Source organism: Leifsonia sp. L25 (assembly GCF_050632895.1).
On record NZ_JBODRZ010000005.1, the window covers coordinates 37494 to 52577 of the forward strand.

Genomic DNA, 15084 nt, shown 5'->3' on the forward strand with positions numbered 1-15084 from the left:
AGCGGCGCCCTGCACCGTCCACGACGGGCTCAGCGTACGGAGCCCCAGAAGATTCTAGACGTCAGCGGGCGTTTCGGCGAATGAACGCTAGAGCCAGCCGGTAGGACTCGAACCCGAAGCCGGCGATCACGCCGGTGGAGACGGCGGTGAGGACGCTGGTGTGCCGGAACTCCTCGCGGGCGTGCGGGTTGGACAGGTGCACCTCGATCACAGTGCCGCCGGCCTTCGTCACCAGCGAGACGGCGTCGCGCAGCGCGTACGAGTAGTGCGTCCAAGCGCCGGCGTTCAGGATAACGGGGGCGCCGGAGTCGGCTGCCTCGTGCAGCCAGCGCAGCAGCTCGCCCTCGACATCCGTCTGGCGCAGGTCGATGTCCAGCTCGGGTGCGTCCGCGACGAGCTGGGCGCGGAGGTCCTCCAGGGTGCCCGCACCGTACACGTCGGGCTCGCGGGTGCCGAGCCTGCCGAGGTTGGGACCGTTCAGGACGAGGACGGAAGTCATGCCGCTCACCCTACCGGCGCCTCGCCGTCGGCGAGCGGACGGACGCGCACGGCCGACCAGACGTCGTCCACGGCCACGTTGCCGATCGGTCGCCAGCCGAACGCGCCGGCCTCCCGGATGATGGTGTCGCGGTTGAGATCGGCTCTGCCGCCCTTCGGGTACAGGAACCAGACCGCGCGGGCGCCGGTGAGGGCGGGCAGCGCGGTCTCGAACTGCGCCAGGAGCTCGTCGCGACTGCGCACGATCGTCACGGAGACGGCAGCCGCTTCCGGTGCCACCTCGGTCACGCCGTCCGGCAGCGCGCCGATCGCGGCGCGCTCCTCGGGTCCGGCGCCGACGAGGCTCAGGGCGTCGCCCTCCGAGACGAGCAGCTTCTGGGCGACCGTCTTGGCCATCAGGACCCGATCTCCTGGTACGCGGCGAACAGCAGACTCTGGTCGGGCCCCGCGAGCACGGTCGGCCGGCCGATGTCGTCCAGCACGATGAAGCGCAGCAGGCTGCCGCGCGCCTTCTTGTCGCGCTGCATGGTCGCCAGCAGGGTCTGCCAGCGTCCGGCCGGGTAGCTGGTCGGGAGGGTCAGCGACTCCAGGATGCGGCGGTGCCGGTCCACGGCCTCGTCGCTCAAGCGACCGCTCAGCCGGCCGAGTTCGGCGGCGTAGACCATCCCGACGGAGACCGCCGCGCCGTGCCGCCACTGGTAGCGCTCGGCGTGCTCGATCGCGTGGCCCAGGGTGTGACCGTAGTTGAGGATCTCGCGGAGGCCCTGCTCGGTGAAGTCCTCGCCGACCACGCGCGCCTTGATCCCCACCGACAGCTCCACCAAGCGGCGGAACTCGGGCGACTCCGGGTCGGTGGCGACGTCGACGTCGCGCTCGATGATGTCCAGGATCTCCGGCTCGGCGATGAAGCCGTACTTGACGACTTCGGCGAAGCCCGCGAGCAGCTCGTTGCGGCCGAGCGAGGTCAGCGTGTCGAGATCGCAGACCACCGCCGCCGGCGCGTAGAAGGCGCCGACGAGGTTCTTGCCCTCCGCGGTGTTGATGCCGGTCTTGCCGCCGACCGCGGCGTCCACCATCCCGAGCACGGTGGTCGGGACCTGCACCAGCCGGACACCGCGCAGCCAGGTCGCGGCGACGAAGCCGGCCAGGTCGGTGACGGCGCCGCCGCCGAAGCCGATGACGGCGTCCGAGCGGGTGAAGTCGGCCTGGCCCATGATGCCCCACAGGAACGAGGCGACCTCGACACGTTTGGCGGCCTCCGCGTCCGGGACCTCGGCGAGCAGCACCTCGTACTGCCCGAGCAGCGACTCGCGCAGTTCGGCCGCCGCGGCGCCGAGCGTCGGCGGGTGCACGACGAGCAGCTTGCTGACCCCGGTGCCGAGGTGCGCGGCGAGGTCGAACCGGAGGCCGCGCCCGATGACGACCGGATACTGGTTCTCTCCGGCGACGAGGATCTCGGTGGGCTGGTCGGTCATGACTCTCCTTGTTGGGTGCTCTGGCCGCGTTCGCTGCGTCGGCCTTCTTCGACCCAGCGCGCGATCTCCTCCACGATGGTCTCGATCGGCCGGGTCGACGTGTCCGCGGTGTAATCCGCGAGCGATTGGTAGAGCGGGGTGCGCGCCGCCACGAGCCGCTTCCACGACTCCAGGTCGGTGACCAGCGGGCGCTTGCGGTTGGTGATGCGGGCGGCGATCGCCTCCGGCCGCACGGTCAGCAGGACGACCCGCGTCGCGGCCAGGTCGGCCTGCGTGTCCGGGTCGAGCACCGCTCCCCGCCCAGCGAGACGATGCCCGGGCGGGCGACGGCCTCCGCGACCGCCGCGCGTTCGAGCGCGCGGAAATACGGCTCGCCGTGCTCGGCGAAGATCTCCGCGATGGCGCCGTGCCCGGCCACCACGACCGCGTCGGTGTCCACGAACGGCAGGCCGAGACGTTTGGCCAGGCGCTTGCCCAGCCGCGTCTTGCCCGCCGCCGGCGGACCGATGAGGACGATCGTCACGGGACTCAGGCGTAGGGCGCGCTGACGCGCTCGGTCGCCAGGTTCTGCGGGATGGCGTCGAGGTAGCCGCGGAGGTTGCGCGCCGTCTCGGTCACCGAGTCGCCGCCGAACTTCTCCAGCATCGCGTTCGCGAGCACGAGCGCCACCATCGCCTCCGCGACCACGCCGGCCGCGGGGACCGCACAGACGTCGGAGCGCTGGTGGTGAGCGGGAGCGGCCTCGCTCGTGGCGATGTCGATGGTGCGTAGCGCGTGCGGGACGGTGGCGATCGGCTTCATGCCGGCGCGCACACGCAGCACGCTGCCCGTGCTCATGCCGCCCTCCGTGCCGCCGGCCTTGTCGCTGGTGCGCTGGATGGCGCCCTCCTCGGCCACGAGCTCGTCGTGCGCCTGCGACCCGCGGCGGGTGGTCGTCAGGAAGCCGTCGCCGACCTCCACGCCCTTGATCGCCTGGATGCCCATGAGTGCGGCTGCGAGCTGCGCGTCGAGGCGGCGGTCCCAGTGCACATGCGAGCCGAGCCCCGGCGGGAGGCCGTAGGCGAGCACCTCCACGACGCCGCCGAGGGTGTCACCCTCCTTGTGGGCGTCGTCCACCTCGGCGACCATCCGCTCGGAGGTGGCCGGGTGGAAGCAGCGCAGCGGGTCGGCGTCGAGGGTCGCGACGTCGGCGGGCGTGGGGAGCGGGGCGCCCTCCGGCACGCGCACCGGGCCGATGGACAGCGTGTGGCTGACCAGCGTGACGCCGAGCTCGGCGAGGAACGAGCGGGCGACGGCGCCGAGCGCGACGCGGGCCGCGGTCTCCCGGGCGCTCGCACGCTCCAGGATCGGGCGGGCCTCGTCGAAGCCGTACTTCTGCATGCCGACGAGGTCGGCGTGCCCGGGACGCGGACGCGTCAGGGCGGCGCCGCGGCCGGTGGCGAGCTTCTCCGGGTCGACCGGCTCGGGGCTCATCACGTCGACCCACTTGGGCCACTCGGTGTTGCCGATGCGCAGCGCGATCGGGCTGCCGAGGCTCAGGCCGTGGCGGACGCCGCCGGAGACCTCCAGCGCGTCCTGCTCGAACTTCATCCGCGCACCCCGGCCGTAGCCCAGCTTGCGGCGGGCGAGATCGGCGCGGACGGAGTCCAGCGCGATGGGCACGCCCGCAGGGAGCCCCTCCAGGACGGCGATGAGTTCGGGGCCGTGGGATTCCCCGGCCGTGAGCCAACGAAGCATGCTTCGATTCTGGCACAGCGGCAGGGGGCGGCCTTGCGCCGTTACGGCCGGAGGCGGCCTCCGCTCACTCGGCTTCGCCCTCCACGGAGCCGTCGCCCACCGGCGCGCCCTCCGCGTCGATGCCGACCGCGGCGAGCATGGCCTGCAGCACACCCTCCTCGTCCGGCAGCGGCTGCAACACGTCGCCGGAGACGAAGATGCGCACCTGCAGGAGCGCCTGCTGCGCGAGCATCGCGAGCCCGGAGACGACGCGGCCGCCGACTGCCTGCCAGGACGTCGCGAGCACGCTCGGCCACGGGTCGTATGCGACGTCGAGCAGCACGGCCCTGCGTCGCGTCGAGTCGGTGTAGATCGCCTCGGTGGACGCGCCGCCGGGCAGCGTGCTGATGACGAGTTGCGGCACGTCCAGCGAACGATCGGCCTGCGCGAACGACCGGATCCGGATCATCAGCCCGAGCTGGTGCGCCAGCGGTTCCAGCCAGACACTCTTCTGCAGGTCGCGCACGTGCACGTCCACGCGCTCCGCGCCGAGCTCGGCCGCGGCGACCAGCGCGGAAGCGGCGGTCGCTCCCCGCCCAGGATGTGGACGTAGCGCGCCTCCTCCAGTCCGGCCGCGGACAGCGCGCGGACGATGCCCGCGACGTCGGTGTTGAAGCCGACGAGGTCGTCGCCGTCGAGGAGGACCGTGTTGGCCACGCCGGTCTGCTCCGCGACCCGGTCGGTCTCGGTGAGCAGCGGGATGACGGACTGCTTGAGCGGCATCGTCAGTGACAGGCCGCGCCACTCCTCGCCCAGGCCGTCGAGGAAGGCGGACAACCCGGCCTCGCTGACGTCGAGCTGGTCGTACGACCAGTCCAGGCCGAGCGCGGCGTAGGCGGCGCGGTGCAGAGCGGGCGACTTGGAGTGGCCGATCGGTGAGCCGAGGACGGCCAGACGTCGCGAGGCGGCGGTGGCCGGGATGACGTCGACGACGACCCCGTCGACGTCCTCGACCTCGATCACGCCGCCCTCGTCCACGGTCTCGATGATCTCCTCGACCTCCACGACCTCGATGACCTCGACGACCACCTCGTCCGCGGCTTCGTGCTCGGGCTCCGGCTCGTCCGCGGCGTCGTCGGAAGCCTCGTCCGCGTCCGCGGCGTCGCCCTCGACCGCAGCCTCGACCTCAGTCTCGGCGTCGTCCTCCAGCGGCTCCTCCTCATCGGCGGCCGCCTCGGCCTCCGCGATCGCCGCCTCCTCGGCCTCGGCCGCGCGCTCGGCCTCCACCAGCTCGGCGATCAGCTCCTCCGCCGACGCCTCCGACACACCGTTCTCGACGGCCGGATCGACCGCGTCCTTCGGCTTCCGCGGTTTCGCCGCCCGGGACTTCGCGGCGGGCCGGGGCTTCGGTGCGTCATTCATAGCCGGGGTTGTCCTTCATCCACTGCTGCCATTTCGCGACAGCAGCCTCGTGCTCCGCCTGCGTGGTCGAGAAGATCGTCTCGCCGGTCTTCAGGTTCCAGGTCACGAAGTACATCCAGGTCCCGTCCGCCGGGTGCGTCACCGCGTTGAGCGCGAGGTCGCCCGGGTTGGAGATCGGCCCGACCGGGAGGCCGGGGTGCGCGTACGTGTTGTACGGGTTGGATGCGTCGGCGCGCTCGGCGTCGGTGGTCGTGACCCGGTCGGTGTGCCCCGTTCCGTAGGCGACGGTCGCGTCGGACTGGAGGTCCCAGCCCTGCGCGAGCCGGTTGAGGAACACGCGCGCGACCTTCGGGTAGTCGTCCTTCAGCCCGGCCTCGCGCTGCACGATCGAGGCGAGGATCACGTCGTTCCAGCGGTCGGCGACCGGCACGCCCGCCTGATCGAGTGCCTGGAAGGACCGGTCAACCATCGTCTTGATGGCGTCGTGCGCGGTGACACCGGGGGCGAACGTGTAGGTCGCCGGGAACAGGAAGCCCTCCAGCGTCTTCGCCTGGGCGGGCAGTCCGAAGTCGGCCGGGTTGGCGGCGGCCTGCTGCAGCTGGGCGAGCGGGATCTTCGTGGCGGTCGCCACGGTCTGCAGCGCGTCCTTCTCCGCAGTGCCCTCGGGGATCACCGCGGTGTTCTGCAACCGGGAGGACGGGTTCTGCAGCGCCGCAAGGGCCGCCTTCGCACTCATCTGCTTCGCCAGCTTGAAGACGCCCGGCTGCCAGACGATCTGCGGCTGCTGGTGCAGCACGAGCGTGTAGAACGCGTCGTAGCTCTTCGTCACGCCCGCCTTCTTCAGGTTCGTCGCGATCGAGCTGCCGTCGTCGCCCGCCTTGATCGTGAACGTCACGGAGCCGGTGCCGTTACCGGTGTAGTCGTTGTTCTGCGGCATGACCTTCGCGACGAGCGCCGCGACCTGCGGCTGGAACGCCATGAAGCCGCCCGCCCCGAGCCCGCCGAGTACCAGCACGACGACGAGGATGATGACGAGCCGCTTCAGCCAGTGCCGCTTGCGCTTGGGCGCCGGCTCGTGCGAGAGGTAGTTCTGCTGACGCCAGGCGAGCGGCGACTCGCCGCGCCCGCCGCCGGACGTGTCCTCGCCGTGGCCGGCCAGCGACGCGAAGATCGCGTGGGCCGAGTCGTCGAACCGCCCGTGATCGTGGGCCGCGGCGCCGTGGGCCGCCTCGTGGCGCGCGGACGCTCCGACGGGCTCGCGCTCGGCGCGCGCCGCGTCGACCGGCACGGGTCCGGTCACAACGGATTCGAAGTCCAGCCCGTCCAGCGTCTCGCGGTTCGCCGGAGTCTCGGCGGGAGGCGGCGTCCACGGACCCGGGGTCTGCGGGTTGCGCGCGTCGGCATCCCGCGCGGGCTGGTCCGTGACCCGACGCGGATCCTGCGGCGCCTGAGGGGCGGCATCCTGACGAGCCGCTTCCGGCGCCTGAGCCCGCTGAGCCTCCTCGGCCTCCCTGGCCTGGCGCGCCTCGCGCCTGGTCATCGGCTGCTGCCGGTTCACGGCCGGGAAGACGGGCGGGTCCGGCTTCTCCTGCGGGTTCTGCGACAAACTAGGGTCCAATGCTCGGTTCGACGGGGTGGCCCGGCGGACGGCCTGAAGCGCGCTCCGCGTCGAGGGCGTGCTGCAAAATTATCGTGGCGGCCACCTGATCCACCACCGGACGCGCGCTTTTCGAGTTCTTGCCCGACGCCCGGAGCGCCGAGTGCGCCGAGACGGTCGACAGACGTTCGTCCACCAACCGCACCGGCACGTGCACCTCGGCGTCGAGCGCTTCCGCGAAGGCGACGGCGTCCGCCGTCGACGCGGTGTGCGCACCCGAGAGCGCCAGAGGCAACCCGACGATAATCTCGAAAACTCCGAGTTCGGTCACAATCTCCGCGATCCTGCGACGATCCGCAGCGTCCTCGGAGCGGGCTACCGTCTCCACCGGAGTCGCCAGCATCCCGTGGAGGTCGGACCGGCTCACGCCGACCCGCACCTTCCCGACGTCGATGCCGAGCCGCACTCCGTTGCGCACGCGCTAACCGATCGCCGAGACCACCGCGGACAGCGCGGCCGGGATCGCGTCCGCGTCCGTGCCGCCGCCCTGCGCCAGGTCGGCCTTGCCGCCTCCGCCGCCGCCGAGCACGCCCGACGCCGTCTTCGCCAGAGCGCCCGCGTTCACGCCGGCGTCGCGCGCGGCCTGGTTGGTCGCCACGATCACGACGGGCTTGCCCGCCGCGCGCGCCGCGAGGGCGACGGCTGCCGGGTCCGAGCCGAGCCGCTCGCGGACGGTCGTCGCCAGCAGACGCAGATCGTCGGCCGAGTTGAGCGTGCCGGCGTCCTCGGCGACCACGGTGACCGCGCCGCGACGGGAGGCCGACTCCAGCAGTCCGGGCACCTTGTCGAGAACCGCGCGGGCCTCGAACGCCTGGATGCGCTTCTCGGCGGCCTTCAGGTTCGCCATCAGGTCGGCGATCTTCTCCGGGAGCTGCTCGCGCGGTGTCTTCAGAGCGCCGGAGAGCTGCGAGACGATCGTGCGCTCGACGGCGAGGTCCTGGAAGGCCTCCAGGCCGACCAGCGACTCCACGCGGCGGTTGGTCGAGCCGACCGACGACTCGCTGACCAGGTTGATCATCCCGATCTCCGCGCTGGTCGACACGTGCGTTCCGGCGCAGAGCTCGCGCGACCACGGCCCGCCGATGTCGACCACGCGGACGACGTCGCCGTACTTCTCGCCGAACAGCGCCATCGCGCCGAGCGCCTTGGCCTCGGCCAGCGGCAGCTCGCGCGTCGTCACCTGCAGGTTGTCGCGGATCGCGTTGTTGGAGATCTCCTCGATCTCGCTGCGGGTCTCCGGCGACAGCGCCTGGTTCCAGGAGAAGTCGAGGCGGAGGTAGCCGGCCTTGTTGAACGAGCCGGACTGGTGCGCGTTGGGGCCGAGCACCTGGCGCAGCGCCGCGTGAATGATGTGGGTGCCGGAGTGCGCCTGCTTGGCGCCGCGGCGGTACTCCGCGTCCACCAGGCTGGTCGCCGGAGCGCCGACGCCGACCTCGCCGCTGCGGACGAGCACCTTGTGGCTGATCAGACCCTTCACCGGCTTCTGCACGTCGAGCACGTCGAGCTCGTAGCCCGGGCCGACGATGGTGCCCGCGTCGGCGTCCTGACCGCCCGACTCCGCGTACAGCGCGGTCGCGCCGAGGATGACCTCCGCGACCTGGCCCTCGCGCGCAGCGTTCACCGACCGGCCGTCGACGATCAGGCCGAGCACGCTCGACTCCGTCTCGAGGTCGGTGTAGCCGGTGAAGACCGTCTCGCCCTGCGCGCGGAACGCGCTGTAGACCGACAGGTCGGCGAGGGCGGTCTTCTTCGCCTTGGCGTCCGCCTTCGCGCGGGCGCGCTGGTCGGCCATCAGGGTGTCGAACGCGGCGCGGTCGACGCTGAGGCCGGCCTCCTCCGCCATCTCCAGGGTGAGGTCGATCGGGAAGCCGTAGGTGTCGTGCAGCAGGAACGCGGTGTCGCCGGCGAGCTCATCCTTGCCCGCGCCCTTGGTGTTCGCCACGGCGGTGTCGAGGATGCTCGTGCCGGACACGAGCGTGCGGAGGAAGGTCTCCTCCTCCGCATAGGCGAGCTGCGAGGTGCGCGCGAACTCGGCCTCCACCTCGGGGTAGGCCGCCTTCATGGCGTCGCGGGAGGCCGGGAACAGCTCGGGGAACGTCGCGCTCTCGACGCCGAGCAAGCGCATCGCCCGCACCGTGCGGCGCAGCAGGCGGCGAAGCACGTAGCCGCGGCCCTCGTTGGACGGCGTGACGCCGTCCGTCATGAGCATGAGTGCGCTGCGGACGTGGTCGGCGATGACGCGGAGACGGACATCGTCCTCATGCGCCTCGTTGCCGTACGGCTTGCCCGCCAGCTCCGCTGCGCGGTCGAGCACAGGACGGACCTGGTCGATCTCGTACATGTTGTCGACGCCCTGCTTGATGAACGCGACGCGCTCCAGGCCGAGGCCGGTGTCGATGTTCTTCTTCGGCAGGTCGCCGAGGATCTCGAAGTCCTTCTTGCCGGTCCCCTCACCGCGGAGGTACTGCATGAAGACGAGGTTCCAGATCTCGACGTAGCGGTCATCGTCCGTCGCCGGGCCGCCGTCGACGCCGTACGCGGGGCCGCGGTCGAAGAAGATCTCCGAGCAGGGGCCGGCGGGGCCGGGCTGACCGGTCGACCAGTAGTTGGTGTCCTTGCCGAGACCCTGGATGCGCTCGGCCGGGAGGCCGGCCACGCGGCTCCAGATCTCGCGGGCCTCGTCGTCCTCCTCGTACACCGTGACCCAGAGGTCCTTCGGGTCGAAGCCGAGGCCGCCCTCGTCCTCGGACAGGGTGAGCAGGTCCCAGGCGAACGTGATCGCCTGCTCCTTGAAGTAGTCGCCGAACGAGAAGTTGCCGCACATCTGGAAGAACGTGCCGTGGCGAGGGGTCTTGCCGACCTCCTCGATGTCCAGGGTGCGGATGCACTTCTGGACGCTGGTCGCGCGCGGGAAGGGCGCGGGGACGACACCCGTCAGGTACGGGACGAACGGCACCATCCCGGCCACGGTGAACAACAGCGACGGGTCGTCGCTGACGAGCGAGGCGGACGGGACGACGGTGTGACCGCGCGTGGCGAAGAAGTCGAGCCAGCGGCGGTGGATTTCAGCAGTCTGCATGGTTTCCGGTCGATCGAGGGGTGGAGCGGGGAGACGAGGTCGGAAAGGGCGGGAGGTCAGTCGCCGTCGATGGCCGAGCGGAGCTCGGCTTCGCGCTGACGGTAGCCGTCCGAGACGGCCTCGCCGAAGTCGCGCGCCTTCCTGTCGAGCGTGCCGAAGAACTCGCGACCCTTGGGGGTCTCGTTGACCTTGTGGGCGACGACGAAGCCGAGAGCCACGCCGATCAGGAGCCACAGGAAACTCTTCATTGCCGGATCTTCCCTCCCTGGTTGCGCGCGTTCAGCGCGCTCGCGCAAGTCTAGTCCGCCTGGCGGCGGGATCGTCGGGAGGCCCCCGGCACCCGAAGGGCGGCACGGACGGCCGCGCTGAAGCCCGCCAGCTTGATCAGCGGACCGCCGACCGTGGCGGCGAAGAGTGCCACGAGCGCCGACACGTTGCCCGTGACGTCGGCGACGTTCTTGGTGATCGTGTCGACCCGGGCGAGCTGCTTGTTCGTCTCCTGCAGGGTGGTCGCCGTCTCCTCCAGGATCGGCGTGATGCCGTCGCTGGCCTCCTTGATGGCGTCACGGGTGGAGTCGAGCACGCGGCCGAGTTTCAGCAGCGGAACGGCGATGAATCCCACCAGGACGGCGAACACGGCCGCCGCGATCAGTCCTGCGATGTCGCCTGCGGACATGTCGGCCCCCTCCATTCCGTGACGGGCATACGACCACCAGCGTACGGGAAACCGGTCCGGGATGGACCCCGACAGACGAGAAACGGGGCCGCGGCCGAAGCCGCGACCCCGTTCTGCGGGAGTCTCGCTCGCCTTAGCGGGCGGCGTAGTACTCGACGACCAGCTGAACCTCGCAGGTGACGGGGACCTCGACGCGCTTCGGGCGGCGCACGAGGCGGGCCTGGAGCTTGTCGAGCTCGACGTCGAGGTAGGCCGGGACCTTGGGGAGGACGTCGACGTGACCGCCGGCGGCCGCGACCTGGAAGGGCTCGGTGCCCTCGGAGCGGGCCTTGACGTGGATGAGCTGACCCGGCTTCACGCGGAAGGACGGGCGGTCGACGAGCTTGCCGTCGACCATGATGTGACGGTGCACCACGAACTGGCGGGCCTGGGAGATCGTGCGGGCGAAGCCGGCGCGGAGCACCAGGGCGTCGAGACGCATCTCGAGGAGCTCGACCAGGTTCTCACCGGTCAGGCCCTGCGTGCGGCGGGCCTCCTCGAACGCGATGCGGATCTGCTTCTCGAGGATGCCGTACTGGGCGCGCAGACGCTGCTTCTCGCGCAGACGCACGGCGTAGTCGGAGTCCTGCTTGCGCTTGGTGCGGCCGTGCTCACCGGGAGCGTAGGGACGCTTCTCCATGTAGCGGGCGGCCTTCGGGGTCAGGGCGATGCCCAGGGCCCGCGACTCGCGGGTCTTGCTGCGGGAACGTGAAGACACGGTTTCCTTTCGGTTTTCTCTCTACGAATGTTGGTCGCAGGGCACACAGGGGTGCGCTGCGCAGGGTCTTTCACCTGCAAGAGAGGGATTCACGCCAGGGACGCCCGGCTACAGGGCCTGTCCCGTCGAAAGCGCGTTCCGGGCAGCCGCACCCTGAACACGCTTCTAGGCCTGACGATTCTAGCAGACCCCGGGGTCAGCGTCCGCGCACGATGCGGCGCAGCTTCGCCAGCCGTGCGGCGACATCGCGCTCGTTGCCGTGCTCGGTCGGCGCGTAGTAGGTGGTGTCGGCCAGCTCGTCGGGGAGGTACTGCTGCTGGAGCACGCCGAGAGCGTCGTCGTGCGGGTACTTGTAGCCCTTGCCGTGGCCGAGTCGCTTGGCGCCGGGATAGTGCGCGTCGCGGAGGTGCTTGGGCACGCGCCCGATCTTGCCGGCGCGCACGTCGGCGATCGCCGCGTCGAGCGCCATGTACGCCGCGTTCGACTTCGGTGCGGTGGCGAGGTGGACGACGGCCTGCGCGAGCGGGATGCGCCCCTCGGGCATCCCGATGTACTGCACCGCGTCGGCGGCGGCGATCGCGACGACGAGCGCCTGCGGGTCCGCCATCCCGATGTCCTCGGAGGCCGAGACGATGATTCTGCGGGCGATGAATCGCGGGTCCTCCCCCGCCTCGATCATCCGAGCCAGATAGTGCAGCGCCGCGTCGACGTCCGAGCCGCGGACCGATTTGATGAAGGCGCTGATGACGTCGTAGTGCTCGTCGCCGTTGCGGTCATAGCGCAGCAGGGCGCGGTCGACCGCCTGCGCCACCAGCTCCGCGGTGATGACCGGCTTCTTCTTGGACGTCGCCGGAGTCGCCGACGCGGCCGTGACGGAGGCGGCCTCCAACGCGGTCAGCGCGCGCCGGGCGTCGCCGGAAGCCAGCCGGATGAGCACGGCCCTGGCCTCGTCCTCCACCGTGTACTGACCGCCCAGCCCGCGATCGTCCGCGACGGCGCGGTCGATGACCACGCCGAGGTCCTCGTCGCTCAGCGTCTCCAGCGTGAGCAGCAGCGAGCGCGACAGCAGCGGCGAGATGACCGAGAAGGACGGGTTCTCGGTGGTGGCGGCGACCAGGATCACCCAGCCGTTCTCGACGCCGGGCAGGAGGGCGTCCTGCTGCGCCTTGGTGAACCGGTGGATCTCGTCGAGGAAGAGGACGGTCGAGACGCCGTAGAGGTCGCGGGTCGAGAGCGCCTCGTCCATCACCAGCCGCACGTCCTTCACGCCGGCGGTGACCGCGGACAGCTCCACGAAACGCCGCCCGGACGAGTGCGCGATGGCCTGCGCGAGCGTGGTCTTGCCGGTGCCGGGCGGCCCCCACAGGATCACGGACACGGAACCGCTCTGCCCGTCCTTGTCGGAGGCCAGCGCGACGAGCGGGGAACCGGGCCGCAGCAGGTGGCGCTGCCCGGCGACCTCGTCCAGCGACTTCGGCCGCATGCGCACGGCGAGAGGCGTCGCTCCCGTCCGGAGCCCAGGTTGCACATCGACCACCCGACAAGAGTAGTCGCCGCCACCGACATCGGAGTCAGGACGCGGGACGTCCGCCCCCGCGCGCGGACCGATTCCAGCGCGTTGGTTTGGGCGCTCATAGCCGCGCCGGATAGGGTTCGTGCAGCATCCATCCCGCCGCGCGGCATCCGTCGGCGACGATGGCATCCATCCCCCGCTCGACGGCGCCCCCGGAGGACAGACGTGGCACCCAGCAAGCAGAACGACCGCGAGGCGCGACAGGCGCGCGAGCGCCTCCGCGCATATCAGGCGCGGCAGACGGTGCACGAGGAGAAGGTCAAGCGCCGCAAGCGGGACAACTGGGTCGCAGGCATCGCCGTGCTCGTGATCGTCCTGCTCGCGATCGGCACGCAGCTCCTCTTCTTCGCGAGGCCCGCCGCCACCAGCGCGTCGGCCTCCCCGTCGCCCTCCCCTCGTCGTCGGCCGCCGCGGGCGTTCCGTCCCAGAGCATCGCCGAGGGCCGCACCTGGACGGGCGACCTCACGATCAACGGCATCAAGCTCGGGGTCTCGCTGGACGGCAAGGCGGCGCCCCAGGCCGTCTCCTCGACCATCGCGCTGACGCAGAAGAAGTTCTACGACGGACTCACCTGCCACCGTCTCACCAACGGCGGCTTCTACGTACTGCAGTGCGGCGACCCGAACGGCGACGGCAGCGGCGGCCCCGGCTACTCGTACGGCCCGGTCGAGAACGCGCCGAAGGACGACAAGTATCCGGCGGGGACCATCGCCATGGCGCGCCAGAGCGGCAACGCGAACAGCCAGGGCAGCCAGTTCTTCATCGTGTACAAGGACACCACCATCCCCTCCGACGCGGCCGGCGGCTACACGGTCATCGGGAAGATCACGAGCGGGCTCGACACGCTCAACTCCGAGGTCACCTCCAAGGGCGTCCAGGGCGGCAGCAGTGACGGCAAGCCCGCCGTCGCGACGAAGATCGACGGCTTCACGCTGCAGTGATCACGGCGTGTGCAATAGGCTGATTCCCAACGTGGCACCGCAAGCAAGGTGAGGCTCTTGGCTACTTCTGAACAGCACCCCTGGGGTCGCGTCGACGAGACCGGCACCGTGTACGTCCGTGAGGGCGATGACGAGCGCGCCGTCGGCGAGTACCCGGACGGCACTCCGGAGGAGGCGATCGCCTACTTCGAGCGCAAGTACACCGACCTCGCCGGCCAGGTCGGCCTTCTGGAGCAGCGCGCCCGCCGCGGCGCTCCGGCGGCCGACGTCGCCAAGTCCGTCGCGAGCCTGCGCAGCTCGGTCGAAGGTGCGAACGCCGTCGGCGACCTCGCGTCGCTGATCACCCGGCTGGACGCCCTCGGCGGCACCGTCGAGGAGCTCACCGAGCAGCAGAGCGCCGAGGCCAAGGCCGCGCTGGAGCAGGCCGTCGCCGACCGCACCGCGATCGTCGAGCAGGCCGAGGCTCTCGCCGCGCAGGATCCGGCCCGCACGCAGTGGAAGCAGACCACCGCCGAGCTCGACGCGCTCTTCGCGAGCTGGCAGGCGCACCAGCACGACGGCCCGCGCCTCCCCAAGAACGAGGCGAACGAGCTGTGGAAGCGGTTCCGCGCCGCGCGCTCGACCATCGAGCACAACCGCAAGGCCTTCTTCGCGGAGCTGGACAACCAGCACCGCGACGTCCGCGCCCGCAAGAACGCCCTCATCGAGCAGGCCGAGCGCCTCGTGCCGCTCGGCGCGGACGGGGTCCCGGAGTACCGGCGCCTGCTCGACCAGTGGAAGCTGGCCGGCCGCGCGGGCAAGAAGAACGACGACGCGCTCTGGGCGCGGTTCAAGGCGGCGGGCGACGCGATCTACTCGGCCAAGGCCGAAGTCGACGCGCGCGACAACGTCGAGTACGAGGAGAACCTCACGCTCAAGCTCGCGCTGCTCGAGGAGGCGGAGCCGCTCCTGAAGGAGAAGGACCGCGAGACCGCGCGCGCCAAGCTGCTCTCCATCCAGGAGCGCTGGGACGCCATCGGGCGCGTGCCGCGCGAACAGGTGCGCCCCATCGAGGACCGGCTCCGCAAGGTCGAGGCGGCCGTGCGCCGACTGGACGAGGAGCACTGGGAGCGCAACAACCCCGAGAAGAAGGCGCGCTCCGAGGGGCTGGCCAGCCAGCTCAACGCGGCGATCGCCAAGCTGGAGCAGGAGCTCGAGGATGCCAAGGCCAGCGGCGACTCCGCCAAGGTCAAGGCCGCCCAGGAGGCACTCGACGCCCGCAAGGTGTGGCTGGACGCGCTCGGCTGAGCC

Annotated in this window: 15 protein-coding genes and 1 pseudogene; 2 read left to right on the plus strand and 14 right to left on the minus strand. The window is 71.0% G+C overall.

The features are described 5' to 3' along the window. Positions 1-61: 61 nt before the first annotated feature. The 14 genes and pseudogenes from ACRAWC_RS25935 to ACRAWC_RS26000 all read right to left on the minus strand — a co-directional run bounded on the left by ACRAWC_RS25935 (position 62) and on the right by ACRAWC_RS26000 (position 12763). Positions 62-499: a type II 3-dehydroquinate dehydratase gene (locus ACRAWC_RS25935; RefSeq protein WP_431350057.1), complete on the minus strand. Its 438-nt coding sequence runs from the start codon at positions 497-499 to the stop codon at positions 62-64. A gap of 5 nt (positions 500-504) precedes the next feature. Next, complete coding sequence (locus tag ACRAWC_RS25940) at positions 505-894, minus strand: hypothetical protein (protein WP_431350058.1); 390 nt, start codon at positions 892-894, stop codon at positions 505-507. Next, positions 894-1973 (minus strand): 3-dehydroquinate synthase, encoded by a 1080-nt coding sequence (gene aroB, locus ACRAWC_RS25945; protein ID WP_431350059.1) that lies wholly within the window; start codon positions 1971-1973, stop codon positions 894-896. The genes ACRAWC_RS25940 and aroB overlap by 1 nt, the downstream gene beginning before the upstream one ends. After that, positions 1970-2505: pseudogene (locus tag ACRAWC_RS25950) on the minus strand (shikimate kinase). The gene aroB and the pseudogene ACRAWC_RS25950 overlap by 4 nt, the downstream one beginning before the upstream one ends. Beyond that, positions 2502-3710: a chorismate synthase gene (gene aroC, locus ACRAWC_RS25955; protein ID WP_431350060.1), complete on the minus strand. Its 1209-nt coding sequence runs from the start codon at positions 3708-3710 to the stop codon at positions 2502-2504. The pseudogene ACRAWC_RS25950 and the gene aroC overlap by 4 nt, the downstream one beginning before the upstream one ends. Positions 3711-3774: 64 nt before the next feature. Further along, a complete protein-coding gene (locus ACRAWC_RS25960) occupies positions 3775-4215 on the minus strand; it encodes a hypothetical protein (protein WP_431350061.1) in 441 nt (146 codons plus the stop codon). Then, positions 4158-5111, minus strand: coding sequence for a shikimate dehydrogenase family protein (locus ACRAWC_RS25965; protein WP_431350062.1), 954 nt, complete (start codon positions 5109-5111; stop codon positions 4158-4160). Before ACRAWC_RS25965 ends, ACRAWC_RS25960 begins: the two co-directional genes overlap by 58 nt. After that, a complete protein-coding gene (gene mltG, locus ACRAWC_RS25970; RefSeq protein ID WP_431350063.1) occupies positions 5104-6729 on the minus strand; it encodes an endolytic transglycosylase MltG in 1626 nt (541 codons plus the stop codon). The genes ACRAWC_RS25965 and mltG overlap by 8 nt, the downstream gene beginning before the upstream one ends. Beyond that, the gene (gene ruvX / locus ACRAWC_RS25975) at positions 6719-7186 is read right to left on the minus strand and encodes a Holliday junction resolvase RuvX (protein ID WP_431350064.1); all 468 of its coding nucleotides are present in this window, start codon (positions 7184-7186) and stop codon (positions 6719-6721) included. The genes mltG and ruvX overlap by 11 nt, the downstream gene beginning before the upstream one ends. Positions 7187-7189: 3 nt before the next feature. After that, positions 7190-9847, minus strand: a complete 2658-nt coding sequence (alaS, locus tag ACRAWC_RS25980; RefSeq protein ID WP_431350065.1) for an alanine--tRNA ligase — start codon at positions 9845-9847, stop codon at positions 7190-7192. 56 nt (positions 9848-9903) lie between these two features. Continuing rightward, positions 9904-10095, minus strand: coding sequence for a hypothetical protein (locus ACRAWC_RS25985; RefSeq protein ID WP_431350066.1), 192 nt, complete (start codon positions 10093-10095; stop codon positions 9904-9906). Positions 10096-10145: 50 nt separating this feature from the next. Further along, positions 10146-10523 carry a DUF948 domain-containing protein gene (locus ACRAWC_RS25990; protein WP_431350067.1) on the minus strand — a complete coding sequence of 126 codons (378 nt, stop codon included), beginning with the start codon at positions 10521-10523 and terminating at the stop codon, positions 10146-10148. 133 nt (positions 10524-10656) lie between these two features. After that, positions 10657-11280 (minus strand): 30S ribosomal protein S4, encoded by a 624-nt coding sequence (gene rpsD, locus ACRAWC_RS25995; RefSeq protein ID WP_431350068.1) that lies wholly within the window; start codon positions 11278-11280, stop codon positions 10657-10659. Positions 11281-11476: 196 nt separating this feature from the next. Continuing rightward, positions 11477-12763 carry a replication-associated recombination protein A gene (locus ACRAWC_RS26000; protein WP_431350151.1) on the minus strand — a complete coding sequence of 429 codons (1287 nt, stop codon included), beginning with the start codon at positions 12761-12763 and terminating at the stop codon, positions 11477-11479. A 212-nt stretch (positions 12764-12975) separates the two neighbouring features. Between ACRAWC_RS26000 and ACRAWC_RS26005 the strand changes: the two genes are divergently transcribed. Further along, positions 12976-13794 (plus strand): peptidylprolyl isomerase, encoded by an 819-nt coding sequence (locus tag ACRAWC_RS26005; RefSeq protein ID WP_431350069.1) that lies wholly within the window; start codon positions 12976-12978, stop codon positions 13792-13794. A gap of 57 nt (positions 13795-13851) precedes the next feature. After that, positions 13852-15081 carry a DUF349 domain-containing protein gene (locus ACRAWC_RS26010; RefSeq protein WP_431350070.1) on the plus strand — a complete coding sequence of 410 codons (1230 nt, stop codon included), beginning with the start codon at positions 13852-13854 and terminating at the stop codon, positions 15079-15081. The last annotated feature ends 3 nt before the right edge of the window (positions 15082-15084 follow it).